Source organism: Hydrogenophaga taeniospiralis, assembly GCF_020510445.1.
In the GTDB taxonomy this organism is placed as follows: domain Bacteria; phylum Pseudomonadota; class Gammaproteobacteria; order Burkholderiales; family Burkholderiaceae_C; genus Hydrogenophaga.
Map to the genome: position 1 here is coordinate 2,666,222 of NZ_JAHBAG010000001.1, position 26,161 is coordinate 2,692,382.

Annotated in this window: 27 protein-coding genes and 1 riboswitch; of the genes, 13 read left to right on the forward strand and 14 right to left on the reverse strand. The window is 63.8% G+C overall.

What is annotated here, in order from left to right; all coding sequences use genetic code 11:
• The first annotated feature begins 68 nt into the window (after positions 1-68).
• The 5 genes from msrB to KIH07_RS12885 all read left to right on the forward strand — a co-directional run bounded on the left by msrB (position 69) and on the right by KIH07_RS12885 (position 5,632).
• Positions 69-566: a peptide-methionine (R)-S-oxide reductase MsrB gene (gene msrB, locus KIH07_RS12865; protein WP_226492345.1), complete on the forward strand. Its 498-nt coding sequence runs from the start codon at positions 69-71 to the stop codon at positions 564-566.
• Between the two features lie 2 nt (positions 567-568).
• A complete protein-coding gene (gene msrA, locus KIH07_RS12870) occupies positions 569-1,153 on the forward strand; it encodes a peptide-methionine (S)-S-oxide reductase MsrA (RefSeq protein WP_226492346.1) in 585 nt (194 codons plus the stop codon).
• A gap of 156 nt (positions 1,154-1,309) precedes the next feature.
• Positions 1,310-2,047: an ABC transporter ATP-binding protein gene (locus tag KIH07_RS12875; RefSeq protein ID WP_226492347.1), complete on the forward strand. Its 738-nt coding sequence runs from the start codon at positions 1,310-1,312 to the stop codon at positions 2,045-2,047.
• A 7-nt stretch (positions 2,048-2,054) separates the two neighbouring features.
• Entirely contained in the window at positions 2,055-4,424 is a 2,370-nt protein-coding gene (locus KIH07_RS12880; protein WP_226492348.1) for an ABC transporter permease, read from the forward strand.
• Entirely contained in the window at positions 4,421-5,632 is a 1,212-nt protein-coding gene (locus KIH07_RS12885; protein WP_226492349.1) for an efflux RND transporter periplasmic adaptor subunit, read from the forward strand. The genes KIH07_RS12880 and KIH07_RS12885 overlap by 4 nt, the downstream gene beginning before the upstream one ends.
• 131 nt (positions 5,633-5,763) lie before the next feature.
• On the opposite strand, the gene rffA is transcribed toward KIH07_RS12885, so the two are convergent.
• The 13 genes from rffA to KIH07_RS12950 all read right to left on the reverse strand — a co-directional run bounded on the left by rffA (position 5,764) and on the right by KIH07_RS12950 (position 18,854).
• Positions 5,764-6,903, reverse strand: coding sequence for a dTDP-4-amino-4,6-dideoxygalactose transaminase (gene rffA / locus KIH07_RS12890; RefSeq protein ID WP_226494700.1), 1,140 nt, complete (start codon positions 6,901-6,903; stop codon positions 5,764-5,766).
• Entirely contained in the window at positions 6,903-7,520 is a 618-nt protein-coding gene (locus KIH07_RS12895; protein WP_226492350.1) for a class I SAM-dependent methyltransferase, read from the reverse strand. Before KIH07_RS12895 ends, rffA begins: the two co-directional genes overlap by 1 nt.
• A 2-nt stretch (positions 7,521-7,522) precedes the next feature.
• On the reverse strand, positions 7,523-7,897 hold the full coding sequence (locus tag KIH07_RS12900) for an EamA family transporter (protein WP_226492351.1): 375 nt from the start codon (positions 7,895-7,897) through the stop codon (positions 7,523-7,525).
• On the reverse strand, positions 7,897-8,820 hold the full coding sequence (locus tag KIH07_RS12905) for a hypothetical protein (RefSeq protein ID WP_226492352.1): 924 nt from the start codon (positions 8,818-8,820) through the stop codon (positions 7,897-7,899). The genes KIH07_RS12900 and KIH07_RS12905 overlap by 1 nt, the downstream gene beginning before the upstream one ends.
• The gene (locus tag KIH07_RS12910; RefSeq protein ID WP_226492353.1) at positions 8,817-9,482 is read right to left on the reverse strand and encodes an acetyltransferase; all 666 of its coding nucleotides are present in this window, start codon (positions 9,480-9,482) and stop codon (positions 8,817-8,819) included. Before KIH07_RS12910 ends, KIH07_RS12905 begins: the two co-directional genes overlap by 4 nt.
• Positions 9,479-10,117 (reverse strand): class I SAM-dependent methyltransferase, encoded by a 639-nt coding sequence (locus tag KIH07_RS12915; protein ID WP_226492354.1) that lies wholly within the window; start codon positions 10,115-10,117, stop codon positions 9,479-9,481. Before KIH07_RS12915 ends, KIH07_RS12910 begins: the two co-directional genes overlap by 4 nt.
• Positions 10,114-10,335 carry a hypothetical protein gene (locus KIH07_RS12920; RefSeq protein ID WP_226492355.1) on the reverse strand — a complete coding sequence of 74 codons (222 nt, stop codon included), beginning with the start codon at positions 10,333-10,335 and terminating at the stop codon, positions 10,114-10,116. Before KIH07_RS12920 ends, KIH07_RS12915 begins: the two co-directional genes overlap by 4 nt.
• A gap of 96 nt (positions 10,336-10,431) precedes the next feature.
• Positions 10,432-11,367, reverse strand: a complete 936-nt coding sequence (locus KIH07_RS12925; RefSeq protein ID WP_226492356.1) for a glycosyltransferase family 2 protein — start codon at positions 11,365-11,367, stop codon at positions 10,432-10,434.
• Positions 11,364-12,056, reverse strand: coding sequence for a WbqC family protein (locus KIH07_RS12930; RefSeq protein WP_226492357.1), 693 nt, complete (start codon positions 12,054-12,056; stop codon positions 11,364-11,366). Before KIH07_RS12930 ends, KIH07_RS12925 begins: the two co-directional genes overlap by 4 nt.
• A 231-nt stretch (positions 12,057-12,287) precedes the next feature.
• Positions 12,288-14,312, reverse strand: a complete 2,025-nt coding sequence (locus KIH07_RS12935) for a hypothetical protein (RefSeq protein ID WP_226492358.1) — start codon at positions 14,310-14,312, stop codon at positions 12,288-12,290.
• A 273-nt stretch (positions 14,313-14,585) separates the two neighbouring features.
• Positions 14,586-15,749 (reverse strand): carotenoid 1,2-hydratase, encoded by a 1,164-nt coding sequence (locus tag KIH07_RS12940; protein WP_226492359.1) that lies wholly within the window; start codon positions 15,747-15,749, stop codon positions 14,586-14,588.
• A gap of 5 nt (positions 15,750-15,754) precedes the next feature.
• A complete protein-coding gene (locus tag KIH07_RS12945; RefSeq protein ID WP_226492360.1) occupies positions 15,755-18,361 on the reverse strand; it encodes an ABC transporter permease in 2,607 nt (868 codons plus the stop codon).
• Between the two features lie 127 nt (positions 18,362-18,488).
• Entirely contained in the window at positions 18,489-18,854 is a 366-nt protein-coding gene (locus KIH07_RS12950; RefSeq protein ID WP_226492361.1) for an SPW repeat protein, read from the reverse strand.
• Between the two features lie 223 nt (positions 18,855-19,077).
• On the opposite strand from KIH07_RS12950, the gene KIH07_RS12955 reads away from it, so the two are divergent.
• Positions 19,078-19,974: a transglutaminase-like domain-containing protein gene (locus tag KIH07_RS12955; protein WP_226492362.1), complete on the forward strand. Its 897-nt coding sequence runs from the start codon at positions 19,078-19,080 to the stop codon at positions 19,972-19,974.
• Positions 19,975-20,083: 109 nt separating this feature from the next.
• Positions 20,084-20,254, forward strand: coding sequence for a hypothetical protein (locus KIH07_RS12960; RefSeq protein WP_226492363.1), 171 nt, complete (start codon positions 20,084-20,086; stop codon positions 20,252-20,254).
• Positions 20,255-20,373: 119 nt separating this feature from the next.
• Here KIH07_RS12960 and KIH07_RS12965 read toward each other — a convergent pair whose 3' ends face one another.
• Positions 20,374-21,036, reverse strand: coding sequence for a class I SAM-dependent methyltransferase (locus tag KIH07_RS12965; RefSeq protein WP_226492364.1), 663 nt, complete (start codon positions 21,034-21,036; stop codon positions 20,374-20,376).
• Between the two features lie 191 nt (positions 21,037-21,227).
• Positions 21,228-21,336, forward strand: a riboswitch (TPP riboswitch).
• 66 nt (positions 21,337-21,402) lie between these two features.
• On the opposite strand from KIH07_RS12965, the gene KIH07_RS12970 reads away from it, so the two are divergent.
• The 6 genes from KIH07_RS12970 to KIH07_RS12995 all read left to right on the forward strand — a co-directional run bounded on the left by KIH07_RS12970 (position 21,403) and on the right by KIH07_RS12995 (position 26,160).
• Positions 21,403-22,473 carry a thiamine ABC transporter substrate binding subunit gene (locus KIH07_RS12970; RefSeq protein WP_226492365.1) on the forward strand — a complete coding sequence of 357 codons (1,071 nt, stop codon included), beginning with the start codon at positions 21,403-21,405 and terminating at the stop codon, positions 22,471-22,473.
• Between the two features lie 76 nt (positions 22,474-22,549).
• Positions 22,550-24,193, forward strand: coding sequence for an ABC transporter permease (locus KIH07_RS12975; RefSeq protein ID WP_226492366.1), 1,644 nt, complete (start codon positions 22,550-22,552; stop codon positions 24,191-24,193).
• Positions 24,186-24,830, forward strand: a complete 645-nt coding sequence (locus KIH07_RS12980; RefSeq protein WP_226492367.1) for an ABC transporter ATP-binding protein — start codon at positions 24,186-24,188, stop codon at positions 24,828-24,830. The genes KIH07_RS12975 and KIH07_RS12980 overlap by 8 nt, the downstream gene beginning before the upstream one ends.
• Before the next feature lie 79 nt (positions 24,831-24,909).
• Entirely contained in the window at positions 24,910-25,257 is a 348-nt protein-coding gene (locus KIH07_RS12985) for a heavy metal-binding domain-containing protein (protein WP_226492368.1), read from the forward strand.
• 16 nt (positions 25,258-25,273) lie between these two features.
• On the forward strand, positions 25,274-25,720 hold the full coding sequence (locus KIH07_RS12990) for a hypothetical protein (RefSeq protein ID WP_226492369.1): 447 nt from the start codon (positions 25,274-25,276) through the stop codon (positions 25,718-25,720).
• Positions 25,721-25,725: 5 nt separating this feature from the next.
• A complete protein-coding gene (locus tag KIH07_RS12995; RefSeq protein ID WP_226492370.1) occupies positions 25,726-26,160 on the forward strand; it encodes a DUF4124 domain-containing protein in 435 nt (144 codons plus the stop codon).
• Position 26,161 lies beyond the last annotated feature (1 nt).

A 26,161-nucleotide genomic window follows, 5' to 3' on the forward strand; every position in this document is an offset into this window, starting at 1 on the left:
GTCTTTGCATTCGCTGTAAGGTTCCTGCGCCAGGTCCGACTCACGGTATCGAAACAATGGAGACCGCCATGGAACGCAGAGACCTGTTGAAGCGCCTGACCGGCTGGTGCGCCGCCGCGGCGCTGCCTGCCAGCGCGCGGGCCGCACCCCCCGCTGCGCTGAAGAAGACCGAGGCTGAGTGGAAAAAGCTCGTCTCGCCCGCGGCCTACGCCGTGCTGTTCGAGCACGGCACCGAGCGCGCCGGCAGCAGCCCGCTCAACGCCGAAAAGCGCCCGGGCACCTATGTGTGCGCGGCCTGCCACCTGCCGCTGTTCGACGCCGCCCACAAATACGAGAGCGGCACCGGCTGGCCCAGCTTCTGGCAGCCGCTGCCCGAGGCCGTGGGCACCCAGACCGACTTCAAGCTGATCGTCCCGCGCACCGAATACCACTGCGCGCGCTGCGGCGGGCATCAGGGCCACGTGTTCAGCGACGGCCCCCCACCCACCGGCAAACGCTATTGCAACAACGGCGTGGCCCTGGCCTTCGTGCCCCAGGGCCAGACCTTGCCCCCACTGAGGACCTGACCATGATGAAGACCCCACGTTTGCTGGCGCTGACCGCGTTGCTGGCCACCGCCGCGGCCACGGCCCAGGCGGCCACCGCCACGGCGGTCTTTGCCGGCGGCTGCTTCTGGTGCATCGAGAAGGACTTTGAAAAGCTGCCCGGGGTGGTGGAGGTCGAGTCCGGCTACACCGCCGGCAACACCGCCAACCCCAGCTACGAACAGGTCAGCGCGGGCCGCACCGGCCACACCGAGGCCGTGCGCGTGGTCTACGACCCGGCCCGGGTGAGCTATGCGCAGCTGGTCGAATACTTCTGGCGCCACATCGACCCCACCGTGAAAGACCGGCAGTTCTGCGACGTGGGCAGCCAGTACCGCAGCGGCATCTACTGGGGCAACGAGGCCGAGCGCCAGGTGGCCCAGGCCAGCCGCGACGCGCTGCTGAAAAGCGGGCGCTTCAAGACCATCCACACCGAGCTGGCGCCGGCCAGCGCGTTCTACCTGGCCGAGGACTACCACCAGGACTATTACAAGAAGAACCCGGTGCGCTACAACTACTACCGCCTGTCCTGCGGGCGCGACGCGCGTGTGAAGCAGCTCTGGGAATAGCGCTGTGGTGGGCACCCCGGGCCGCGCGGCCCCGGGGTGCGTGCGTGGTGTCTGGCGGGCGCTTGATACAAGTCAGGGCCGGAAGCGGCATTGCTGCAATACTGTCCACGGGTCGCGCGTCCGCGAGGCCCTGGAACCGCTGCCACACCCGAACCCATGGATGCTCCCATCGCCCGCACCGAATCCGTGTTCCAGGCCCGCGGCCTGACCAAGGTCTATGGCGAGGGCGCGACCGCGGTGCACGCGCTGCGTGGGGTCGATCTGGACATCGTGCGCGGCGAATTCGTGGTGCTGCTGGGCGCCTCGGGCAGCGGCAAGTCCACCCTGCTCAACATCCTCGGCGGCCTGGACACGGCCACCAGCGGCACGGCCCAATGGACCCACGCGGGCGAGACGCACGAACTCATCGGCGCCGACGACGCCGAGCTCACACGCTACCGGCGCGAGCACGTGGGCTTCGTGTTCCAGTTCTACAACCTGATTCCCAGCCTGACCGCGCGCGAGAACGTGGCGCTGGTGACCGACCTCGCCGAAGACCCCATGAAGCCCGAGGACGCGCTGGCGCTGGTGGGCCTGGGCGAGCGTTTGAACCACTTCGTGTCGCAGCTCTCGGGCGGCGAGCAGCAGCGCGTGGCGATCGCGCGCGCCATCGCCAAGAACCCCCAGGTGCTGCTGTGCGACGAGCCCACGGGCGCGCTCGACTGCGCCACCGGCGTGATGGTGCTGCAGGCCATCGAACACGTGAACCGCGAACTGGGCACCACCACCATCGTGATCACGCACAACGCGCCCATCGCCGAGATGGCCGACCGCGTGCTGCGCCTGGCCGACGGGCGCATCGTCGAGACCCGCGTCAACACGCACAAGGTGGCGGCCGCGGGCCTGAGCTGGTGAACGCGCCATGAAGGCCATCCACATCAAGCTCTGGCGCGACCTCCAGCGTCTGCGCGCGCAGGTGTTCACCATCGCGGTGGTGGTGGCCATCGGTGTGGCCGGCTTCGTGGGCATGTTCTCGGTGCACGAGTCGCTCAAGGGCTCGCGCGACGCCTTCTACCGCGACAACCGCCTGGCCGACGTGTTCGCCAGCGTCAAGCGCGCGCCGGTGCACCTGCGCGATCGGCTGGCCGCGCTCGACGGCGTGGCCGAGGTCAAGCTCGACGTGGTGTTCGACGCCCAGATCGACCTGCCCGGCGTGGCCCCGCCCGTGACCGGGCGCTTCATCGGGCTGGACCTGGCCCGCGCGCACGCCGGTCGCCAGGGCCTGAACGCGCTCACGCTCAAGCGCGGGCGCTGGCCCGAGCGCGACGGCGCGCTGGAGGCGCTGGTGAGCGACCGTTTCGCCGTGGCGCGCAGCCTGAACCCCGGCGACACCGTGCACGCCATCCTCAACGGCAAACGCGAGCGGGTGCACCTGGTGGGCACGGTGGCCTCGCCCGAATACGTGTTCGCCTCGCAGGGCGGTGCGCCCGACGACCAGTCGTTCGGCATCTGGTGGATCGACGACGACCGCATGGTCCAGGCCTTCGACATGCAGGGCGCGTTCAACCAGGCCGCGCTGCGGCTGGACGCGGGTGTGGCGGCGGCGCCCGTGCTGGCCCAGGTGGACCGCCTGCTCGAACCCTTTGGCGCGATCGGCGCCGTGGGCCGCGACAAGCAGCTCTCGGCCAAGATCGTGGAAGACGAGCTGGCCCAGCTCAAGGTGATGGGCACCGTGCTGCCCTCGATCTTTCTTATGGTGGCCATGTTCATCCTCAACGTGGTGCTCAGCCGCCAGGTGGCCACGCAGCGCAGCCAGATCGCCGCGCTCAAGGCGCTGGGCTACAGCGACGGCGCGATCGCCTGGCACTACATCCAGCTCGCCTTCGCCATCGCCGGGCTCGGCGTGCTGGCCGGGCTGGGCCTGAGCGTGCTGATCGGCCAGGGCATGCTCAGCCTGTACGACGAGGTGTTCCGCTTCAACCGGCTGGCCTACGTGACCCGGCCCTGGCTGGTCGGGGTCTCGGCGCTGCTGGCCGGCGGCGCGGCCGCGCTGGGCACCTGGACGGCGATCCACGCCGTGGTGCGGCTGCGGCCCGCGCAGGCCATGCAACCGCCCGCGCCGCCAGCCTACCAGCCCACGCTGGTGGAGCGCCTGGGCCTGCGCCGTTTTGTCAGCACCGGCGCGATGATGGTGATCCGCAACTTCGAGCGCCGCCCGCTGCGCGCGGCCTTCACCGTGACCGGCATCGCGCTGGCGGTGGCGCTGCAGATTTCGGGCGCGTTCTGGATCGACGCCATCGCGCACATCGTGGACGTGCAGTTCCGCCAGGTGCAGCAGGGCGACGTGCTGGTCAACTTCCACCGCCCGGTGCCGGTGAGCGTGGCGCGCGACCTCAAACGCCTGCCCGGCGTGATCGACGCCGAGCCCTACCGCACCGAGCCGGTGCGCGTGCGGCTGCGGGGGCGCAGCGTGGACACGGCGCTCACCGGCTACCGCAGCGACGCGCGGCTGATGCGCGTGGTGGACGACCGACGCGGCGCGGTGGCGATGCCGGCGCAGGGCGTGGTGCTCTCGGCGCTGCTCGCGCGCGAACTCGATGCCCGCGTGGGCGACCGCATCGACATGGAGTTCCGGCTCTGGAACCGCACCCAGGTGCGGGTGGAGGTGGTCGACATCGTGCAAAGCATGTTCGGCCAGCTGCTCTACATGAACCTGGAGGCGATGAACACCCTGGCGCGCGACGGCGACGGCGTGGCCGACGCGGCGCTGCAGGTGGACCCGCGGGCGATGGACGCGTTCTGGGCCGCGGTGAAGGCCGCGCCGGGGATCAACGCGGTGTTCGACAAGGCCGGCTCGATGGCCGCGTTCAACGAGACCACCTCGCGCAACATGGGCGTCTTCAGCGGCATCCTCACGCTGTTCGCGGTGGCCATGGCCGTGGGCATCATCTACAACGCGGCGCGCATCTCGCTCTCCGAGCGCGCCTGGGAGCTGGCGAGCCTGCGCGTGCTGGGCATGACGCGGGCCGAGGTGTCGGTGCTGCTGCTGGCCGAGCTCGGCGCCGAGCTGCTGGTGGCGCTGCCCATCGGGGCCCTGACGGGCTGGGGGCTGGCCACGCTGATGATGCGGCTGATGTCCTCCGACAGCATCGACTTTCCGGTGATCATCGAGCCCTCGACCTATGCGTCGGCGGCGCTCATCGTGCTCGCCGCCGGCATCGCCAGCGCGCTGCTGGTGCGCCGGCAGATCGACCGGCTGGACCTGGTTTCTGTGTTGAAGGTACGCGAATGAACGAGAAGAAATCCTGGAAACCGGTTCGCCGCTGGGTGGTGGGCGGGCTGCTCGTGGCGGGCGCCGCCGCACTGGTCTACGCCGCCTACCGGCCGCGCCCGCTCACGGTGGAAGTGGCCACCGTGGCCACCGGCACCTTCGAGCAGGCCATCGAGGAAGACGGCGTGCTGCGCCTGAAAAACCGCTACCTGATCACCGCGCCCACGCCGGCCACCCTGCTGCGGCCCACGCTGAAGGTGGGCGACGCGGTGAAGGCCGGCGACGTGGTGGCCACGCTGGAGCCGGTGGCGCCGCAGATGATCGACGCGCGCACGCGCACCGTCCTGCAGCAGCGCGTGGGCAGCGCCGAAGCCGCGCGCCGCGCCGCCGCCGCGCAGGCCCAGCGCCTGCAGACCGCGCTGGCCCAGGCCACGCTGGAGGCCGAGCGGGCCGACAAGCTGGCGCGCGACAACTTCATCGCCCCCTCGGCGCGCGACCAGGCCGTGCTGGCGCGCCAGGCCGCGCAACAGGCGCTCAACGCCGCGCGCGCCGAGCAGAGCGCCGCCGATTTCGCCGCGGCCGAGGCCCGCGCGGCCCTGAGCCGCTCGGAGCCCGCGGCCGGCGCGAAATCGACGGGCCTGTGGTCGCTCAAGAGCCCGGTCGACGGGCAGGTGCTCAAGCTGCACCAGGACAGCGCGGTCGCGGTCACCGCGGGCCAGTCGCTGCTGGAGATCGGCGACACCGCGGCCATGGAGGCGGTGATCGACGTGCTCTCGGGCGAAGTGCAACAGATCCAGCCCGGCGCGCCGGTGCAGCTGTCCACCGGCAGCGGTGCGCCGGCCCTGGCCGGGCGGGTCACCCGCGTCGAGCCGGTGGCCTTCACCAAGGTGTCGGCCCTGGGCATCGAGGAACAGCGGGTGAACGTGGTCGTGGGCCTGGCCTCTGCGCCCACCGAGGCGCAGCGCCTGGGCGATGGTTTTCGCGTCGATGCGCGCATCACCGTGTCGTCTCAGGCGGGCGTGCTGCTGGTGCCCACCGCGGCGCTGGTGCGCGACGGTGATCAGTGGCGCGTGTTCGTGGTCGAAGCCGGCAAGGCGCGCGCGCGGGCGGTGGCCTTCCACGACCGCAACACCGAGGTGGCCTGGGTCAAGGACGGCCTGCGCGAGGGCGAGACCGTGCTGTTGTACCCGGGGACGATCATCACGGATGGCCAACCGGTGAAGCATTGATCCAGCAGTGCTTCGCGCAGGTACTTCAGCGTCGAGTGCAAACGCCGGTGATTGTAGAAAGCCAACGGCTTTCGGGGCGGAAGATTATGCGTATTTTCGAGTGAAACGTACGGTGCCTATGCTACGAAAAATCACCGTGCACCAATGGCATTTAGAGCATTTCCAATCTCGACAATCACTTCGTTGATGTGCTCTTCCAGCCCCATCCAGAGCGGTAAACGGACCAGTCTGTCAGACAGCGAATCGGTGTGGCGCATGTCGCCATGAGCCCTTCCATACCCGGTACATGCCGGTGCGGAGTGGAGCGGAACGTAGTGAAACACCGCCCCAATGCCTTTTGTTTTGAGTGTCTCGATAAAACAGGTGCGTGCGGCCAAATCGGGCAACAACAGGTAGTACATGTGGGCATTGTGCTGGCAATGTGCCGACACCACCGGACGCCTGGCCAGGCCGGCTCGTTCAAATGACGCAAGGGCATTGTGATACCGCTGCCACAATGCCAAGCGCCTCTGGTTGATGTCGTCAGCCGCCTCCATTTGCGCCCACAGGAACGCGGTGATCAACTCACCGGGCAAAAAGCTTGAGCCAATGTCGCACCACGTGTATTTGTCCACCTGTCCGCGGAAAAACTGGCTGCGGTTGGTGCCCTTCTCGCGGATGATCTCGGCCCTCTCCACAAATTCGGCATCGTTGACCAGCAAAGCCCCGCCTTCTCCCGAAATAATGTTCTTTGTCTCGTGAAAGCTCAGGCAGCCAAGATGCCCGATCGACCCAAGTGGCCGTCCTTTGTAGGATGACATGATCCCTTGCGCTGCGTCCGCAATCACGAGGAGCTTGTAACGCCGCGCGATGCCCATGATCGTGTCCATCTCGCACGCCACGCCCGCGTAGTGCACCGGCACAATGGCCTTGGTTCGCGGGGTGATGGCGGCTTCGATCAACGTTTCGTCCATATTCAAGGTGTCTGGACGAATATCGACAAACACAGGCGTTGCACCCCGCAAAACAAAAGCGTTCGCAGTGGAAACGAACGTGTAGGAAGGCATGATCACCTCATCCCCCGGCCCCAGGTCCGCGAGCATCGCCGCCATTTCAAGGGCCGCAGTACAGGAGTGGGTGAGCAAAGCCTTTTCACACCCGATGCGTTGCTCCAACCATTGGGAGCAGCGCTTGGTGAACTGGCCATCACCTGAGAGATGGCCAGCGGCATGAGCTTGGGATATGTACCAAAGCTCTTTGCCTGTCATGTAAGGTTTGTTGAAAGGAGTGATCACTTGCTGCACTCCATGATCCAATGTGTGTAGGGAATCCATCTGCGGTGATGGATTTCTCCGTGCACGCGCGGAAATGAGCCATTCGCAAGAGTGGCGTACGCTTCAGCATCACGCACGTTCTGCCCTCGGTCCTTTGATATCAGATAGCGTGCTATGGCGCTTTGATCATCAGCCAGACATGGATCAATGGCAATCATTCGTCCATTGTCCTCAAGTGCCTTGTGCGCAAGGGAAAATACCTCCCGGGCCTGCCCATCATCCAAATGGTGCAAGACACCCAAAGCCAGCACCCTGTCAAACTTGGGCAAATCAGCCAACAACGATTCGCTAAGCAAGCCGCAATGAAAATGGCCTCGTGCACCATACTTCTTTTTTGCTGCCGAAACGTACTCGAGACTTATATCAAAACCCCAGTATTCAATGTTGGCCGGAAGGTGCTGAAGAATTTCCGAAGTCCCGGATCCAATATCCAATATTCGAGAGCCAGATGCAGGGCAAATAAATTTATCGACCAGTTCTTGGCGGGATTTATGAGCTCCCATCATTCTTTGGAGCGAGTTGTAGATGATGGGGGATGAAAGTATGGCCCTGACGCCGCTTGTGATTTGCCCCACTTTCAACCCTTTGAAATTACGATGATGCCAATGATGACAAGAGCGCTGCCCATTAATTTGGTTGCGCTGAGTGTTTCATTGAGCAAGAAGAATGCCGCTGCCAACACCAAAATGTAGTTCAAGCTCACGAATGGATATGCGTAGCTGATCTCGAATTTGGTCATGGCAAGCATCCACGAAATACCTGCCAAAAAAGTTGCCACCATCCCGGATAGCACCCAAGGGTTAAGCAACAAATTGATGACATAGCTCGCCTTGCCGGGTGCATCGATGGGTAATGGACCAGCCGCCGCGACTTGCCACCGCATGACAAGCTGGCTGTAAACTGTGAAAAGTATCGTGCCTATGATGTACAAATGATCAATAATTCGTGCCATCAAGCAATCTCCAATACGGCCAAGCCGAATCCCGTTTTCCCATATCCATTGCCGTTATAAAGCATGTACCGATTCCCGGCATGATCAAACACAAAGGGGTATTCAATCATCTCGGAGTCCCAGCCACTGTCTGAAACCGAGATTCCCGCCATTTCCAAGTGGAGAGACCAGTTCAATCCGTCGGTGCTTTTGGCATAGCCGATGCGGTATTTTTCTCCAGATCCGCTTCGGTAAGAGAACCACATCTCAAAACCGCCCAGCTTGCACGTCATGACGGTTGGTCTTGAAAAGGCCTGAGCACGTCCTAGCTCGTACGGTACAGTCAAACCACTGCGATGCCAATGATGACCGTCATCAGAAGACGCATGCCGAATGACGTGCAACATCTCACCGTTTCCCGCATCCCAAGCGCGCGTGGATCCGTACCACATGTTGAAGCCGCCCAGTGGTTTTTCCAACACCCACGGGTAGGACAAACTGATCGGGTCGGTTGAATCGCTGCCCATAAACGGTTTTGAACTTTCCAGCTCCAGAGAAAACTCAGGGGTCACGATCAAACGGCCGATATCACCGCGCCAATGCCCATCTACCGGAGCTTGCCAACCCATGAACAACATGTATAGAACATTATCCACTTCATAGCAGTTGCCTATGCTCACTCCATCGGCAAAAAAACCACCGGATGGTCCATGTTCAAAAAATGGATGGCGATGCTCAGCAATAACCTTTCGTTGAACAATGTCGACATCGACCGCACCTACGGATGAACGATTGTTTTCATCGCGCCCACTGAAAAACACACGATAAACATCACTTCCCATGTGGACGGGTAAAGGGTTTGCCGCATGGGAGTTCAGTTTTGGATGCCGAGCCTTTAAAGTTGGATCATAAAGTTGGCCTAGCTTTTTCCAGTATTGAGTCATATGCCTCTTAGCCTCGTGCTGGGGACTTTTGAGCGCTCGGTTGCGGCACCAATGTAAACACCCTCTGGTTCGGCATCGCCGAGCAGCAAAGACCCGGCACCAACCACACAACGATCACCGATTTTGATGTGGTCCCGGAGTGTGGCATTCACTCCAATAAAACATTGTTCGCCAATGACCACACCACCTGAGACTACCACATGCGATGCAATGAAGGTGTGATCATGAATAACAGAGTGATGACCAATGTGGTTGCCGCTCCAAATGGTTACATTGTTGCCAATTCTCACAAAGGGCTGGATTGTGTTGTTTTCAAAAATGAAGCAGTTTTCTCCGATGCCTCCATCATTAAGCACAGTCGCACGTGAGCTGATGTAGCTCACAAGCTGATATCCTTTTTCTTTTGCAGCGAGAAACTTTTCCTTGCGAATGGCATTGAGTTTGGAATAGCTCAGTGCAACAAAAAACGAACAGCGCTCAGGTGGGTATTTGTCGGCAACATCTTCAAATGCAACAACAGGCAGTCCGCAAAATTCGGACGCCTGGATGTAGCTCGAATCGACAGTGAAGGCGGTCACTTCATATTCAGAGTCGGTACTGAAATAATAATGTGCCAGCTGTGCAATATCACCAGAACCAAAGATGACAAGTGGCTTTTTCATGGCGTTTTCCTGACCAGGATGGTGAATTCATACAACCCATAGTCGTGCAGCAGCGCAACTTGCTTGGCATAGCGCCGCTTGCACAAATCGAACAGTCGGCAGGGGTCAGCGTAGTAGAGGTAATCGCGCTTCTTGTCCTCGTCAGAGTAGGAGGTCAGGCAGTTGAACGAGAATCCGCGCAAGCTCGTGCGGTCCAGGGCATCCAGTGTGCTCTGCAAATGGTCATACCATTCGGCATCTGTTCGCCCCAGCCGCACATTGAAGATGCCGCTGGCGACACCGTAGTCGGCGACCTGGTCCGGTTCCGCGGCGGTGAGGAACCGGCTTAGCGGGGTGGCCGCATGCCTTCGACCGGCCGCCCGAATCATGTCGGGAGAGACATCAACGCCAAGGTATCTGCAAGGTAGCTGTTTGTGCTGAAGGTAATCCAGCAATGCACCGTAACCGCATCCCAGGTCGTTCAGGGAGAAGTCGCCCGAGGCTGGCAGAACATTGCTCAGTTGTTCGAAACGCAGCATCTGACTTTCTGTGCCATTCCAATCCACTCCGCCCGGTGTCTCGCCGTGCTGCGCCAGCTTGTCGGTGTAGTAGTTCGCGATCTCTGAGAGGATGGCCGTGTTCGCTTCGTGAGTCATCGTGTGCTTCCGGGGGCTGGGTATTTCTGGTGGTCGCACGTGGGCAGGTATTGCTCGCGTGAAGGGGGCTCCTGGTAGCTCAGGCACAGGAAGTCTCTTCGGTTTGGGGTCAGTCGCTCGATATCCCTGATGTCGGTGATCTTGATCTCCTGTGGAGCCAGGCCGACCATCAGCTTGTTGGTCATTGCCATCAGGTTCTGGTTGGTGAGCAGCCGCATGAAGAGGGGATCCCCTGCGTGAGCGGTACTCGGATTGTGTGGGCTGGGGCTCCGTGGCTTGTGTCGGGGATGGGGCCGATGGTCGTCACCATGTGATCACTCCGTTTCAGCTACGTTTCGGTAGATCTGCCGAATGATGGTGTAGGGGCGTTGTTTCACTTCCGAGAAGATCTTGGAAATGTAGATGCCCTGCACCCCCAGGAAGAAAATGATCAGCCCAGCAAACAGCCAGACAGAGGCAATAAGTGAGGTGTAGCCGCTTGGCGGCGTTGAGATGAAGAAGTAGCGAGTGAAAAGATATGCGATGAACAGTAGCGCAGAGACCGAGATAACCAAGCCCGAATAAAACGTATAGACCAGTGGCAGGCTGCTGAAGGAAGTTATTGCGTTGATCAGATGGCTGAATTTTCCCGACAAGGTGTAGGTCGTCGGACTGGTAGAGAGCTTGCGAATGTGCTGCGTCGATTGTTTGAACCCCGTGATGATCCAAAGGCCGCCAATGTTCAGCTCCCGTTCCTGGTGGTTCAGCAAGGCTTGGACATACCGCCGGGTCATGAGCCGGGCTGTGACAATGTTGTTGGGTTGGTTGATGCCGGTCAGCAGACGGAACAGCTTGTAGAAGGCCATGCCGGTCAGCCTTTCAAATGCGTCGCCTTTGCGTTCTGCCTGGATGCCGTAGACCACATCGCAGCCATCCCTCTGCATCTGCTGGCTGAATGGATATAACCACTCGGGCTCCTCTTCGAGATCGCTATCGATCAGGAACACAAGTTGTCCTCTGGATTGGGCCAAACCAGTCATCATCGCTTTATGATGACCGAAATTCCGCGACAAATCGACGACAACAACATGAGCATCGTTTTGAGCGAGTTCGACAGCCAACTCCAGACTGGCATCCGGTGAACCATCGTTGACGAATACAATTTCGTAGTCGTCTTGAGCCAGTTGCTGTGCTGCAGCGCTTGCCCTTTGGTAAAACGTTTCGATGTAGGGAGCTGATTGGTAAAGCGTTGCAACGATTGACAACTTCATCGTACATACCTCATGTATTTTGGAGAATCATTGCCGCAATTGAATAGCAGGTCAAGGATCGTGACGCCATGCGAAAACTCACCCCAAAGTTGAGGGTGCTCCGAGTAGCCTGAATAATCAAACCAAGTGAGTTCTATCCCCATTTCGGTAAAAATCTTCTCCTCTATATAGTCTTTGGCCGCTGGACCGGAGATGTATTCTGTACCACCAGCCTGTGCACAGAGATGGGCCAGACGCTCGGTTTTTCCATCGAGCAATGCATAGTCCCATGAGTTCTTGATCGTGGTCTTGATTTTCAGGTACTGGCAGATGGCTTCGATAAGACGACGGTTCAATTGTGATATATGAGTGAAGAGTCCTTCAACATAGATCGGCTCTAGCCAACTGGCAATTTCAGCGAAGCAGGGCGCGCGGCGGTAGTTCTGCACCATTGCCTTCCAATGTGCAGCAGCCCAATCGGTACCGTCGATCTCGGTGTCGCGGATCTTTTGTTGGAATTTTCCTTTTACAAGCACTGGAACGGTGAGCCATTGAACACCTTGGGGTGTTTTGATCAGATTGCGGTTCCGCCAATCGCGCTTTGTGTATTGCATGTCGTCGTAGAGAATGAACTCGTCAACGGCAGCAATCATGTCGAAATAGCCCTTCCAGGGAATGTAATTGGATTGCACGATGGCAACTTTTTTCAAGAATTATCCTTCATTTTTGGAAATCCGAAAACCCGAATTGGCGCTATTGATACCAAATGCTTCCTTCCTCGGAGCGAGCTCATGTTATGGTTTGCAAGAATTTCATTTAACTCAAGCTATTTTTTAGGAAATAAGTTGATGCGTGCTTCGCGCTTTTAATTTATCAAACATATCTGACGTGGATCTTTGACTGATAGGTGAAAAACTGTAAATCCTGTCACAAGTTCGGGTTTATTCGGGAATGCGTTGAACGGCGTAGCCCCTAAAGGTCACACGCTCAGTCCCTAAAGCCCACACGCGAAATTCCAGAGTATTTGCTTCCTCAAGTGTAAAAATAATTTCTTGAGGTGCATGGCTCTCCAGTAAAAATTTCTCCCCAAATATTTTTTGATTCGGTCCTCCGGCGACATCAATTCGAGCGACCCCTTCCGGATGATGGTCTGCAAGCACATCAAAAGTAACTTTGTATTGGCCTGGTTCTAACGGTAAGAATGGACCGTAGTGTAGTGCACCCTCTTCGCCCTTTTTTGCAATCAGTATGTGGCCATTCCCGGCGTCATCCTTGTGTAGAAGGCCAACATTTCTGAACGCGCGCTCAGTAAGAGGAAATCTATGAGATTCCTCGTAGCGGGTGTCCCAGCCTGGGAGGTTGCGTGCAATGTTCGCCGGAAATACAAATATTGCAAATTCATCGATGCGATGTAATTTTTCGTGCATTGCACCCATCTGTTTCATCAGTTGCCAATTCACCAAATTGATTTCGTTTTCATGAAGCAACAAGAAGGTCTTTCCTTGCCAGGCCGCGGGACGGTACCAGCGATTGGATGAGAGATGTCTCATTGGCATGGGTATGCCATCCTTGATCTGAATCTGCCGAACTTTGGATTGTTCATTGGAGAATACGGTCAAAGCCCCCGCGTTCCAATAGGTTGCATAGCCGTAGTGCAATTTATTTTGGGAGAGGAACTTGGCAAGGCTTTCCTTGCGAGGATTAACCTGCCCTGGCTGCGCAAGTGTCTCTGGGTTGGAGGTGGTCTGGCGAAAAGTGTGGTATGCACTTGACGCAAAGACGATTGAAATTAGCGAGACGGATATCGCCCAAACGGGGGGGCGATGCCATGGCAGTTCAGACGTTAATAAAACGATGAAGCATAGCATCACACCGGGAACCATGTATCGCGAACTCTGGATGGGATCATTCATGTCCGGAATCGTTGTCATGATTTGAAGGCATAACGTGAGCAACATGGATGAGGCTGCAAACAAGGCGAAGAATTTCGATATATCGCGGGGATTGTTCATTGCTCTCGATATTGCTATTGGTACTAGCACGATGACCAAGCTTGCAATGCCAAAACGCATGCCAGCATAAAGACCGCTTATTGAAAATAGAGGTGCATCCGCTAGAGGGAGCCCTCCAAGTTGGGCATACACACCTTTCAAGCTTAGTGTGATATTTCTTGCAATGAGTTCGTACGATAGCCAGCGGGCATTGGATACGCCTGATATATTGTTGACTTCCGAGATGGTCATCATGTGCAACATGCTTCCAGCTGCCGCACCGATTAATCCAAGACCGGCAAGCTTGAGAAAACCACGCCGGTTGGAGGCATCGGTTGATAAAATCAACCAGGCCAGTGCGATGATAAGCGGAAGACTGTATGTGACAACTGCGCGTTTCGGATTGGCCCAGTAGACCAGCGAAAATAAGATGACCAACGGCAAGGACCATTTGAACTTTTGCGCATCATCGGAAGACAGATACTTCGAGGCAAAGTAAACCAGATAAGAGCAAAGAAGGAGGACCACGCCGTAGCTGACTTGACCATATAGATTTTCGGCAATGATGCTGGAGATGCCAGATGCAAATACCGCAACTACTGCTATTCTGCGTCGAGCTGATATTGGGGTGAGACCGGTTATCAGCCAGACACCATGCAGAATTAGGCAGGAAAATATCGCACCTGAAATCGCGTGGGCGGTAAATCCCGCGGGCATGAATGCCAGTAAGGGTATTATGAATAGATGTCCGAAGACGACAAACAGATCGCTGTTGACGTGGTTCCATTCTTTTGGAAAATAACTTTTCGTTTCGTATATTTCTCTGGCCAATAGTGCCTTCGCTGCGCTGTCTGAATGAAAGTTGGTCTGGTAACCAACAAAGACATACCAAAATAAAAAGGCTATATTTGCGAGCAACAAGGCAAACATCAATATGTCTGCGATTTTGAGCAGGTCTTGTTTTTTGAGTGCCAAGTGTTCATTCATAAAACGTTATATTTTTGATGCACAGTTAACAAGTTGATTTTTCTACTTTGGCTGCGTTGAAGCATGATGCTCGATTCTAGGGAGCAAAGGAAGGTCTGCACAATACCCTCTGGCACGTGAGTCGATGTGTGCAATTTCAGACGTCGGTGAATTCTGGTCCTCACCGGGCGTTTCAAGGTTGATGTCCCCCCTTATGTCGCGATCCTATTGCCATATCCGGGCGCACTCATGCACGGAGCTCCTGCAAGAGCGTTTGGCCATTCACAGCACCTGCCGCTGGGCGTAGCCCGTCATCTCCAGGTAGCCCCGGCCCACGCGCTGGCCGTCGCTGTCGAACAGGTCCGACAGGCCTTCCCAGTACACCGTTCCGGTGCCCTGGCGGCTGTCGAGTTCCTGTGGGTCGATCACGGCCTTGATGGTGTAGACCTCTGCCGGCGTGCGAAGGCGCCACTCCACCGGGTAGTGCGCGCGGGTGCGCGGGCTGCTCCAGAAGCGCTGCGGCGCCCAGTCGAGATCGTCGGGGTGAAAGCGCTGGATGTCGGTCGGGCTGTGTGCGCTGGCGGCGCTGCGCACCGAGCCGCCCGCCCAGAGCGGGCTGCCGTCCTGGCGGCGCAGCTGGAAGGCGGTGAGGCAGTCGCCGTTGAACAGGTTCATGCCGATCCAGTCCCAGCCCACGGCCTCGGGGTGCAGGATGGCTTCGCTCCACTCGTGGTCCAGCCAGGCGCGGCCCTGCACGATCTCGAACGCTTGCCCGCGCACGGCCAGTCTGCCGCGCACCGTGAGCTGTGGGTGGCTGACGTAGAAGCTGGCCTGTTCGGGCTGCGGGCCTTTGCGCGAAAAGCCCGCATCGCCCTGCAGCAGGATGGCCTGGGTGGGCGTGGCGGTGAGCTCGATGCGGATGTCGTCACCCGCGATCGCCGTGGCGTAGCCGCCGTCGGGCTGGCGCGCGATGAACCAATCGCGCAGCACCACCTGGGTGTCTTGCTCGCGGGCGAACACGCCACGCGCCGGGTCGGCAGGGGCATGGCCGTTCCAGCGCGCGATGCGCTGGTCGTGCCAGAGCCGGCCGCCCTGCACGTCGGTGATGGCGGCGTGGGCAAACAGCAGTTGGCGGGCCGCGAGCCGGCTCTGCAGCGGTTGCGCCGCATCGACCCGGCTGCGGAAGAACGTGACCTGGACGCCGAAGGGGCGCCCGGCGGCGTCCTGCGCGTGGCCGGTGAGGTACCACCACTCGGTGCGGGTGTCGTTGTGCGTGCCGTGGTCGCGTGGGAATCGGAGGGCGCGCGGGCTGAGCATCCGTGGCGCCGCCGGGGCCTGGGCCCACGCCGGGTCGCCCAGCCAGGGCGCGGCCAGCAGGCCGCTGCCGGCCAGGAGCAGGCTGCGGCGCGCCAGGCCATCGGCCGGTGAAAGGGTGGGGCGTTGCATGGGGTTCACCAGTCTTCCTTCACCGCCTGCACCGCGTCGCGGCTGGCGGCGGCGCGCCCGGCCAGCCAGGCCGTGGCCGTGCCGGCCAGCACCACGGCGGCGCACAGCGCGAGCAGCCGCGCCCAGGGCAGGGCGAGGTCCATGGTCCAGTGGAAGCTCTGCGGGTTGACCACGTGCACCAGCACCACGCTCACCGCCAGGCCCAGCGCGAGGCCGGCGAGCGCGCCCAGCACCGTCCAGGCCAGGCCTTCGAGGGCCACCACGCCCAGGATCTGCGCCCGTGTGAGGCCCAGGTGCGCGAGCAGGCCAAACTCGCGCCGCCGCGCCAGCACCTGCGCGCTGAAGCTGGCCGCCACGCCGAACAGGCCGATGGCGATGGCGACCGCCTGCAGCCAGTAGGTGACGGCGAAGCTGCGGTCGAAGATGCGCAGCGACACGGCGCGGATCTGGCCGGCCGAGGCGAATTCGATCAGGCCGCCGGCGCCCAGGGCTTCGGCGCGCTCGCGGATGCGTTCGCGCAGCGCTTCCTCGTCGGCACCGGGTGCCAGATGCACCGCCAGATCGTTCACGCTCGCATCGCCCGAGAGGCGCACGAAATGCACGCGGTCCATCACCACGCTGCCGTGCTGGCGCGCGTAGTCGCGCCAGACGCCGGCCACGAAGAAGCGCGTGTTCCGGGCGCGTTCCGCCGGAAAAGCCAGCGCCAGCGCGGGCAACCAGCCGCCCGGGCGCGCGCCGTGCAGATCGAGCATGGCCTCGCTCACGTACACCGGCACCACCGTCTCGCCCGCGGCCACCGCGGGCAGGGGCAGCGGGTTGCCCACCAGCGGCAGTGTCTGCCCCGCGCCGGGCGCACCGCCCACGGACAGGGGGCGCGCCAGCAGCGTCACCGGGGGCCGCGCGGCGTCCATCTGGAGCAGGGTGGCGCGCAGGGGATCGACCCGCGCCACGCCGGGCAGCGCGCCCACCGCCTGCACGAAATCGGGCGGCAGGGTGTTGCCCTCGCCCACGCTGCTGCTGCCCGCGCGCACGTAGAGCTGCGCGGGCAGCACGCCGTCGAGCCACTGCGTGACCGAATCGCGAAAGCTCGCCACCATCACCGTGAGCGCCACCGACAGCGCCAGGCTCGCGACCACGCCGCTGGTGGCCACGGCCGCGGTTTCGCGCAGGCGCCGCGAGCGCTCCACCGCCAGCAGCGGCAGGGCGTGGCGCGCCACCAGCGGCGCCAGCCGGTGCAGCAGCGCGCCCACGGCCAGCGGCAGCGCGGCGATGCCGCCCACCAGCAGCAGGCCCACCGACACATAGGCCGCCAGCGGCACGCCCCCCACCGGCGGCGCCCAGGCCAGCACCGCGGCCAGCACCATCAGGGCCAGCGCCCCGCCGTGGTGTCTGGCGCCGCTCGTGCCGGCACCGCCCAGCCCCTTGAGCGCGAGCGCCGGGGCCATGCGCGCCATGGCGCGCGCCGGCCACCAGCCGCCCGCCAGCGCGGCCGCCACACCCAGGGCGCCGTAGAGCAGGGCGGCCGGCGCGCTCCATTGCAGGGGCGGCGCCACGCCGGAAAAATAACCACCGCCCAGATCACCGCCGAGCACGCGCAGCGCCAGCGCGGCCAGGGCCGTGCCCAGTGCCACGCCAAGCATGCTGCCCAGCAGACCGAGCAGGGCCGATTCGGTCAGCACCAGGCGCAGCCGCTCGTTGGCCGACAGGCCCAGCACACCGAGCAGGGCGAACTGCTGCTGGCGCCGCGCGACCGACAGCGAGAGCACGGAGAACACCAGGAACGCGCCGGTGAACAGCGCCACCAGCGCCAGCACCGTGAGGTTGACCCGGTAGGCGCGCGAGAGGTTGCTGGCGCGCTCGCCGGTCTGCTCGGGGCGCTGCGCGATCACCGTGGCCGGCAGTGCCAGCGCGTCCAGCAGGGCCTCGGGCCGGGTGCCGGCCTTCAGCCGCAGGTCGATGCGGCTGAGCGCGCCCAGCCGGCCCATCAGCGCCTGCGCGGCGGCCACGTCCATCACCAGCAGGGGCGCGCCGGGCGCGTTCACGCCGCCGGCCACCCGCACGGTGGTCAGGCTCAGCCCGCTCTGGATTCGAAGCTGTGTGGGCGCCGCGCCCGCGGCCACCAGGGCCTGGCGCGCGGCCGGGTTGAGGAACACCGCGTCGGGCGCGAAGATGTCCAGCCGGCGGGGTGGGGCGCTGCCCTCGCCGTCGGCGGACTCGGTGGGGTTCCGGGGCATGGGCAGCAGCGCGGGCGACACCCCGGCCACCGTGAGCGCGTCCACGCCCACCAGCTTCACCGCCACCGGCCCGCCGCCCGGGGCCTGCGCGGTCGTCGGTAACTCCAGCACCGGGCTGGCCAGCGCCACGCCGGGCTGTGCGGCCACACGCTCCAGCAGCTCGTCGGGCAGCATGCCCTGGCGCGCGCGCAGGCTCAGGTCGGGCTGGCCGTTGACCGAACTCACCGCACCGGCGAACTCGGCCAGCGCCGAGGCGTTGATGAGCTGCACCGCGAAGGCCAGCGCCACGCCCAGCGTCACGGCCAGCACCGCCAGCGCATTGCGCCAGGGGTGGTGGCGCAGTTCCTGCCAGGAGTAGGTGGTGAGCAGTTCGCGCATCGGGCCTTGAGCTTACGGCAAGGCGCACTGGCGCATGCGCGAATCCATCCCATCCGCCCTCCCTCGGCGGGTGTTTGCTTTGCACGCTGGGGCGGCTGGCTTGGGACCGGTCGCCCCGTTCAGGTGCTCAGTGCCCGGTGGCCTTGTGCCACCAGTCGTTGTATTCGCTGTCGGTCGTCAGGGTCCAGAGCGCCAGCGCGAAGATCACCACGCCCGTGACCACCGCCGTGAGCATGGCGGCTTCCATGGCGGCGAACCCCAGCAGCCAGGGCGATGCGACCAGCCACACCGCCAGACCACCCTCGGTCCATTCTTCCCAGGCCCGTGGCACGAAGATCGCGCCCAGCGCAGCGGCGACGAGAGCCATCCCGACGATGACCGCGTTCCACATGGCCGCGGAGCTGTCCTGGTAGCCCATCAGCCAGGGCGATACCACCAGCCAGACGCCGAGGACGGCGTTGACCGCGTCGGTCCAGTGTTTCAGGGGTTTCATGGCATGTACCTCCTGCAGCAGGAAAACAACCCGGCTGCACGGGTTTTGAGACTGCGCCGGGGTGGTTTGTTCCGTGCCCGGCGTGTGCTGGCGCACATGGCCCGAAGCTTGCGTGCGCGTAAGATGGTCCTTTGGTTTTTCTGACGACATTCACCGTTTTGCGGCGCGTGCGCGCCAGTGGCCCGTCCCGGGCCCACAGCCTCTTTTTTTCACGGTGATCCCCATGGTCCGCATCCACCTCGCCATCGATCTGCAGTACGCGATCCACCCGCCGTCCGCCGACTTCATCTTCAACGTCCAGGCCGCCCATTCGCCCCAGCAGAAGGTGGTGTGGGAAGAGCTCCAGGTGAGCCAGCCCGTGCCCTTGGTCATGCACACCGACCCGGCCACCCGCAGCCGCACGCTGCGCCTGAGCGCCGGGCCGGGCCCGCTGCAGCTGCGCTACCGCGCCACGCTCGACATCACGCACCACGTGGCACAGCCCGACTCGGTGTTCGAAACCCCGGTGGCCCAGCTGCCCCCCGAGGCGCTGATCTACCTCTACCCCAGCCGCTACTGCCAGTCGGACTGCGTGACCGCCATGGCGAACAACCTGTTTGGCCAGCTGCCGCAGGGCTACCGCCGCGTGGAGGCCATCAAGCAGTGGGTGCAGAGCCAGGTCAGATTCGAGTCGAACAGCAGCAACTCCATGACCTCGGCGCTGGACACGCTCAACGACCACAAGGGCGTGTGCCGCGATTTCGCGCACCTCATGATCACCCTGTGCCGCGCGCTCAACATCCCCGCGCGTTTCACCACCGCGATCGACTTTGGCGCCGACCCGGCGCTGGGCCCGACCGACTTCCACGCCTACGTTGAGGTCTACCTCGGCCACCGCTGGTACCTGTTCGACCCCTCGGGCACCGCCATCCCCATGGGCTTCGTGCGCATCGGCACCGGGCGCGACGCCGCCGACGCCTCGTTCGCCACCATCTTCGGCGGCGTGGTGGCGCAGGCGCCGCGCATCGACATCTCGGCCCAGGTGAACCCGCAAAACGGCTGGCTGATGCCGGTGCACCGCGCCGAGGCCCTGTCCACCGACTCGGCGTTCACCTGGAACATGGTGGACGTGGCGGGCTGAGGGCCGCCAGGGCGTTGGCCCCCTGGCGCGGGCGGGGCGCCGCTGGCCTCGCCCGCGCGGCCTGTGGCCTAATAGAGGGGTTTTCAACCAATTTCTGTCTGGATCCGACATGGGCAACAAAATCGTCACCGAAGCCGACCGCAAAGCCACCCCCCGTCCCAAGCCCATTGCTGGCGTCTCCCTGGCCACCCCTGGCCGTGGCCAACGTGTCAGCCTGGAACGTGGCGTGGCCACGCGCAGCAAGAAAAACCCGGGCAAGCGCTCGAAGAAGGGCGGCTGACCCGTACCGATCGCCCCCGCGGCGGTCCCACAAAAAAGGCCCTTGCAGGGCCTTTTTTGTGGGCGGGCGCCAGTGGGCCGGTGGCTCAGCCTCCCGGCGCTCGGCACCTGTCCGCGGTTTCAGCGCGCGAACGTGAGGAAGCGCCCTTTGTAGGTTTCGCCGGTTTCCAGCGTTCGGTCGGCGGCCTGCATGTTCAGCCCGTAACCCAGCGCCGCCATCTCGCGGCAGAAGGCGCTGCGGTTGCCGCGGTCCGGGTCCACGATGATGACTTCAGCGCCCGCGCTGGCGTGCTGGTCGATGAAGCGCGCGAGCTGGGCCGGTTGCTGGCGTTCGTAGAGCACGTCGCTGCCGATGATGAGGTCGAAGCGGCCCAGGCCGCTGGCGCCGTTGGCATCGTCCAGCGCCCAGTTACCCGGCTGGTAGGGCAGCGGGCCCAGGCCGTTGGCCAGCAGGTTTTCGTGCAGGAAGGCCTCGGTCAGCGGGTGCCAGTCGGTCACGGTCACGTCGCCCGCGCGGCGGTGGATCACCAGGCTGGCCAGGGCCAGGCCGGCACCGATCTCCAGGATACGTTTGCCCTCGATGGCGTGGCTGTGCATGGCCAGCGCCAGCACACGTGCCGAGGGCCAGACCTGGCCAAACAGCGGCCATCCCGAAGCGCCCATGCCCGCGTCTTCGGCACTGCCGTGCGGGTCAGCGTATTGCTGGTTGTCGAGCAGGGAGCGCACGGCGTAGTCCAGGCCGCCGATGGTGACCGTCTGGTGTCGGACTTCGTAGCCGGGCATGCGGTGTTCTTTTCATGGTGGGTGGGCGGTGTGAAACGGTTCTGATCGAACGGGCACAGCGCTTCCATGGGAACCATGGGCAGGGGCATGCGGGGCCGAGGAGGCAATCTCGCGGGTGGGCCGCCGTGGTTGCGGGCCCAGGCCACGGTAACACAGGGCTGCGCGAAGCACAGGGCGGGGTCTACAATTTGCAGCTTCACCGGGGGTGCCGGGCCCACCGCACAGCGGGCCACGGCTGAGAAATACCCCTCTCACCTGATCTGGATCGTGCCAGCGTAGGGAGCGTGAGCAGCCGGCCGCCGATGTGTGCGTTGCCGTCCCTGTCAGACGCTTTCCCTGGCGTTCTTTTTGACAAGGCGGCTTCCCATGCAACGGCGTTTTTTTTCGGCAGCACTGGTTTCGGTTTCCCTCGCGGCGCTGGGCGCTTCGCCCTCGGTCTGGGCACAGGCGGTGCCGCTGCGTGTGCTCACCCACAGCTCGTTCGACCTGCCCAAGGAGCTGCTGGCGCAGTTCGAGAAAGACGCGGGCGTGAAGCTGCAGATCGTCAAGGCCGGTGACGCCGGCGAGATGGTCAACAAGCTGATCCTCACCAAGGCCCGGCCCATCGCCGACGTGGTCTACGGCATCGACAACACCTTGCTGCCGCGCGCCGTGGCCGCGAAGGTGCTCGACGCCTACACCGGCCCCGCCGCCCAGCGCGCCTCGGCCGCGGCCATGGCCGAGGGCGCCGACCAGACCGGCGTGGTCTCGGGTGTGGTGCCGGTGGACTACGGTTTCGTGAACCTCAACATCGACAAGGCCTGGTTCGCTCAAAAGGGCCTGGCGCTGCCGACCTCGCTCGACGATCTGGCCAAGCCCGCCTACGCCAAACTGCTCGTGGTGCAGAACCCGGCCACCTCCAGCCCCGGCCAGGCCTTCGTGTTCGCCACCATCGCCGGCCTGGGCGAAGAGGCGGCGTTCACCTGGTGGGGCCAGATGCGCGCCAACGGCGTGAAGGTGGTCAAGGGCTGGACCGAGGCCTACTACACCGAGTTCACGCGCAACGGCGGCACGCGGCCCATCGTCGTCAGCTACGCCAGCAGCCCGGCGGCCGAGGTGTTCTACGCCAAGGAAAAACTCAGCGTTTCGCCCACCACCAACCTGTTCTTCAAGGGCGGCGTGTTCCGCCAGGTCGAGGGGGTGGCGCTGGTCAAGGGTGGCAACCCGGCCGCGCGCGACGCCGCCGGCAAGTTCATCGAGTTCCTGCGCTCGGCCCCGGCCCAGCAGGCGCTGCAGACCACGATGTGGATGTTCCCGGCCGAAGCTGGGGCCGCGCGCGTGGAGGTGATGAAGCAACACGCGAGCGAACCCACCGCGTTTGACAACCCGGGTGTCACCGACATGAACAGCAAAGGCAAGGCCTGGCTGCAGCGCTGGACCAAGGTGGTGTTGAAGTGACCCCCCTGCGCCGCTGTGCGGCTTCCCCCCTGGTGGGGGCCCGTGCTCCGGCCGAGCGCCTGGGTTCAGTGCATTCATGCATGGATTGAGATCCCGCCACCTGCTGCCCGCGCTGCCGCTGGTCTTTCTGGCGCTGCTGCTGGTGGCGCCGGTGGTGCGGCTGCTGGTCGAAGGGCTGGGCGGGGGCGAATGGTCGGGTGACGAGCCGCTGCGCTGGCTCGACGTCTGGCAGGACGACTTCCTGCGCTGGCGGGTGTTGTGGTCCCTGGCCCAGGCGGCGATCACCTGCGCACTGGCTCTGGCGCTGGGCCTGCCGGTGGCCTGGGTGCTGGCGCGGCTGGCGTTCCGGGGCCGCTCGCTGGTGCTGCGCCTGTTGATGCTGCCCTTCGTGGTGCCCACGCTGGTGGCCGCGCTGGGCGTGCTGGCGCTCTGGGGGCCGCGTGGCCTGCTTGGCGCGCCGCTGGCCGGGGCCGGCATCGAACTGGTGGACACGCCCTGGCTGCTGCTCTACGGCAACCTGTTTTTCAACCTCTGCGTGGTGGTGCGTGCCGGCGTGGACGCGCTGGAGCAGGTGAGCGCGCCGCGCGTGGCTGCCGCGCGCACGCTGGGCGCCACGCCCTGGCGCGCCTTCTGGCGCGTGGAGTGGCCGGCGATCGCGCCCTGGCTGGCCTCGGCGCTGTGTCTGGTGTTCCTCTATTGCTTCGCCGGCTTCGGCCTCGCGCTGATCCTGGGCGGGCAGCGCTACGCCACGGTCGAGGTCGAGATCTACACCCTGGTGGCGCACGAGCTGGCGCTGGGCCAGGCCAGCGTGCTCGCGGTCTGGATGCTGCTGCTGACCGGCGCCGTGGCGCTGGCCTACGCCTGGATCGAAAAGCGGCTCGCGGCGCCCGGCCGCGTATCGCCCATCGCACGCCAGCGTCCGCGTGGTCTGGGCCAATGGGCGGCGGTGGGCGCCGCGCTGCTGGTGTTGTTCGTCGTGTGCGCGGCGCCGTTGCTGGCCATCGTGTGGCGCGCGGCGCAGGCGTTGCTGGGTGGGCAGGGCATGGTCGTGCTGCTCGAAGCCGACACGCGGGCGGCCCTGTGGAACACGCTGCGTTTCACCGCCATGGCGCTGACCCTGGCCACGGCGCTCGGCCTCACCCACGCGCTCGCGGTGCGTGCGCTGGACGTGGCGAGCCTGCAGCGCCACGCCAGAGAAGCGCGCGGTGCGCTGGCGCTGGCCTGGCGCGCCGCCGCCTTCCTGCCGTTCGTGGTGTCGCCGGTCACGGTCGCCTTCGGCCTGCTGCTGCTCTACCCGGACTGGACCGCCAGCCTGGCCCTGCTGGTTTCGGCCTACGCCTTGCTGGCCTATCCCTTCGTGGCCAAGTCGCTCACCGCCGCGCTCGACAGCCTGCCCGCGAGCTACGCGCAGGCCGCGGCCACGCTGGGCGCGCGGCCGTGGCGCGTGTTCCTGCGGGTCACGCTGCCGCTGGTGGCGCCCGCACTGCGCCGTGGCATGGCCTTCGCCGCCGCCACCGCGCTGGGCGAGTTCGCCGTCACGCTGTTTCTCTCGCGGCCCGAATGGACCACGCTCACGACGCTGATCTACCAGCACCTGGGCCGCCCCGGCGCCGCCAACCTGGACGCCGCGCTGGTGCTCGCCTGCGTGCTGATGGGGCTGGCGCTGGCCGCGTTCACGCTGCTCGAAGGTCGACCCAGAGACAATGCCCCCCATGCTTGAACTGCGCGACATCCACAAACAATGGGACCACCGTCCGCTGCTGGACGGCGTGGGCCTGCGCGTGGCTGCGGGTGAAACCGTGGCCCTGCTGGGCGCCTCGGGCAGCGGCAAGAGCACGCTGCTGAAGATCGTCGCCGGGCTGGAGGCGCCGGAGGCGGGCAGCGTGTGGTTCGACGGCGTGGAGATCACGGCCCTGCCGCCCGAGCGGCGCGGCTTCGCGCTCATGTTCCAGGACTTCGCGCTGTTCCCGCACCTCAACGTGCAGGACAACGTGGCCTTCGGGCTGGTGGAGCAGGGCGTGCGCCGCGGCGAGGCGCGGGAGCGGGCCCGCGCCATGCTCGCGCGCTTCGGCCTCGCAGAACACGCGACGGGCAAGGTCTGGACGCTCTCGGGCGGCGAACAGCAGCGCGTGGCGCTGGCGCGTGCGCTCATCACGCAACCGCGCGCTCTGTTGCTCGACGAGCCCTTCAGCGCGCTCGACGCCACGCTGCGCGAGCAACTGCGCACCGAGTTCCGCGAGCGCATCACCGAGGCCGGCATGACCGCCATCCTCGTCACCCACGACGAGCAGGAAGCGCGCGCCATGGCGCAACACGCCTGGGGGCTGCGGGGCGGGAAGCTGGTTGCCCTCTGGTGAGGGCGCCCGTGGCCACTGGCACAATGAATCCGCAGGCACCTGCGGGTGCGTCCCACTCACACATCCACCGGGAGTTCACATGGGCTGGTTTTCGAAATCCACCGACGGCTTTTTCCTCAGCACCACCACGCCACCGGGCATCGAACTGAAGCAGTACCTCGGCGTGGTCAATGGCGAAGCCATCATCGGCGCCAACATCTTCCGCGACATGTTCTCTTCGGTCCGCGACGTGGTGGGTGGACGCGCGGGTGGCTACGAGCGCGCGTTGGCCGGCGCGCGCGATGCCGCGGTGGAAGAACTGATCGAGGCCGCGAAAGAGCTGGGCGCCAACGGCGTGATCGGCATCGATTTCGACTACGAAGTCATGGGCGAGACCAACGGCATGATGATGGTCGCTGTCAGCGGCACGGCGGTGAAGCTGGGCTGAGGCCCGGTGCATTCCCATGGACGCCTATATCGTCATCGGCAACCCCAACACCCGCAAAGCCTCCCTGGTGCGCAGCCTCACCGGCTGCTTCAACCGCAGTGTGCGCGACATCCTGATCCAGGGTGGCCGGCGGCCCCTGCGCTTCTATGCCCGCGTGGGCACCCTGCAGGACACGCGAACCACGGTCGAGCAGTTCGTGGTGGAGGTGACGCGCTCGCGCTGCGACGCGGTGCTGTTCTGCCTCTCGCCCAACGCCAACAAGACCGACACCGTGGAGTATCCGGACGCGCTGACCTATGTGGCCGCGCTCAGGGAACTCGGCTGGCGCGTCAAGGGCGTGGCCGTGCTCGGGCAGGACGGTGGTGGCGTGCGCGCACCCAACCTGCGGCAATACACCCAGGCCCCCACCGCGCCGGTGAACGTGACGGCGCGCGAGGTGCGGGCGCAGTTTGGGTGGGTGTGAGGACCATGAAATCCATCATTCGCAGCGCAAAGCTGTTGCCATGGCTGTTGGGGCTCGTGTGTGCCGCGTCACAGGCCGAGATCTACCAATGGGTGGATGCGCAAGGGCGTACCCACTTCGACGACAACCGGCCAGATGCGGGTCGGGAGAAGGTCGAGGAGGTGAAGGTGCGCAAGCCCAACCTGATGAACCGGTTCGTGGCGCCTCCACCAGCAGCGAAACCGGCGCCCAAGCAGGAGGTGAACAAAACACCGCCGGAGTCCGCTTTGCCGCCGAAAGAGCCCGTCGGTGTGGCCGCGAGTCAGGCCACATGTGCAAAACAGAAGCAGGCGTACGAAGCCTCACAGGCTTGTTATGCCGCTTGCGGCAAACCGGTTTGGGGAGGCCGTAACAATGCAGAGTGTGGGCACTGTACCGATTTGCCCGATCCGCACTGCTGAT

What these genes read in the sequence shown, in the direction of transcription:
- KIH07_RS12940 (WP_226492359.1), bottom strand. Translation starts at nt 15,749, where the DNA reads ATGCAACGCCCCACCCTTTCACCGGCCGATGGCCTGGCGCGCCGCAGC.
- KIH07_RS12980 (WP_226492367.1), top strand. Translation starts at nt 24,186, where the DNA reads ATGCTTGAACTGCGCGACATCCACAAACAATGGGACCACCGTCCGCTG.
- KIH07_RS12925 (WP_226492356.1), bottom strand. Translation starts at nt 11,367, where the DNA reads ATGAAGTTGTCAATCGTTGCAACGCTTTACCAATCAGCTCCCTACATC.
- KIH07_RS12900 (WP_226492351.1), bottom strand. Translation starts at nt 7,897, where the DNA reads ATGGCACGAATTATTGATCATTTGTACATCATAGGCACGATACTTTTC.
- KIH07_RS12905 (WP_226492352.1), bottom strand. Translation starts at nt 8,820, where the DNA reads ATGACTCAATACTGGAAAAAGCTAGGCCAACTTTATGATCCAACTTTA.
- KIH07_RS12885 (WP_226492349.1), top strand. Translation starts at nt 4,421, where the DNA reads ATGAACGAGAAGAAATCCTGGAAACCGGTTCGCCGCTGGGTGGTGGGC.
- KIH07_RS12880 (WP_226492348.1), top strand. Translation starts at nt 2,055, where the DNA reads ATGAAGGCCATCCACATCAAGCTCTGGCGCGACCTCCAGCGTCTGCGC.
- msrB (WP_226492345.1), top strand. Translation starts at nt 69, where the DNA reads ATGGAACGCAGAGACCTGTTGAAGCGCCTGACCGGCTGGTGCGCCGCC.
- KIH07_RS12955 (WP_226492362.1), top strand. Translation starts at nt 19,078, where the DNA reads ATGGTCCGCATCCACCTCGCCATCGATCTGCAGTACGCGATCCACCCG.
- KIH07_RS12875 (WP_226492347.1), top strand. Translation starts at nt 1,310, where the DNA reads ATGGATGCTCCCATCGCCCGCACCGAATCCGTGTTCCAGGCCCGCGGC.
- KIH07_RS12990 (WP_226492369.1), top strand. Translation starts at nt 25,274, where the DNA reads ATGGACGCCTATATCGTCATCGGCAACCCCAACACCCGCAAAGCCTCC.
- KIH07_RS12910 (WP_226492353.1), bottom strand. Translation starts at nt 9,482, where the DNA reads ATGAAAAAGCCACTTGTCATCTTTGGTTCTGGTGATATTGCACAGCTG.
- KIH07_RS12970 (WP_226492365.1), top strand. Translation starts at nt 21,403, where the DNA reads ATGCAACGGCGTTTTTTTTCGGCAGCACTGGTTTCGGTTTCCCTCGCG.
- KIH07_RS12950 (WP_226492361.1), bottom strand. Translation starts at nt 18,854, where the DNA reads ATGAAACCCCTGAAACACTGGACCGACGCGGTCAACGCCGTCCTCGGC.
- KIH07_RS12960 (WP_226492363.1), top strand. Translation starts at nt 20,084, where the DNA reads ATGGGCAACAAAATCGTCACCGAAGCCGACCGCAAAGCCACCCCCCGT.
- KIH07_RS12985 (WP_226492368.1), top strand. Translation starts at nt 24,910, where the DNA reads ATGGGCTGGTTTTCGAAATCCACCGACGGCTTTTTCCTCAGCACCACC.
- KIH07_RS12965 (WP_226492364.1), bottom strand. Translation starts at nt 21,036, where the DNA reads ATGCCCGGCTACGAAGTCCGACACCAGACGGTCACCATCGGCGGCCTG.
- KIH07_RS12975 (WP_226492366.1), top strand. Translation starts at nt 22,550, where the DNA reads ATGCATGGATTGAGATCCCGCCACCTGCTGCCCGCGCTGCCGCTGGTC.
- KIH07_RS12920 (WP_226492355.1), bottom strand. Translation starts at nt 10,335, where the DNA reads ATGCGGCTGCTCACCAACCAGAACCTGATGGCAATGACCAACAAGCTG.
- KIH07_RS12915 (WP_226492354.1), bottom strand. Translation starts at nt 10,117, where the DNA reads ATGACTCACGAAGCGAACACGGCCATCCTCTCAGAGATCGCGAACTAC.
- KIH07_RS12945 (WP_226492360.1), bottom strand. Translation starts at nt 18,361, where the DNA reads ATGCGCGAACTGCTCACCACCTACTCCTGGCAGGAACTGCGCCACCAC.
- KIH07_RS12995 (WP_226492370.1), top strand. Translation starts at nt 25,726, where the DNA reads ATGAAATCCATCATTCGCAGCGCAAAGCTGTTGCCATGGCTGTTGGGG.
- msrA (WP_226492346.1), top strand. Translation starts at nt 569, where the DNA reads ATGATGAAGACCCCACGTTTGCTGGCGCTGACCGCGTTGCTGGCCACC.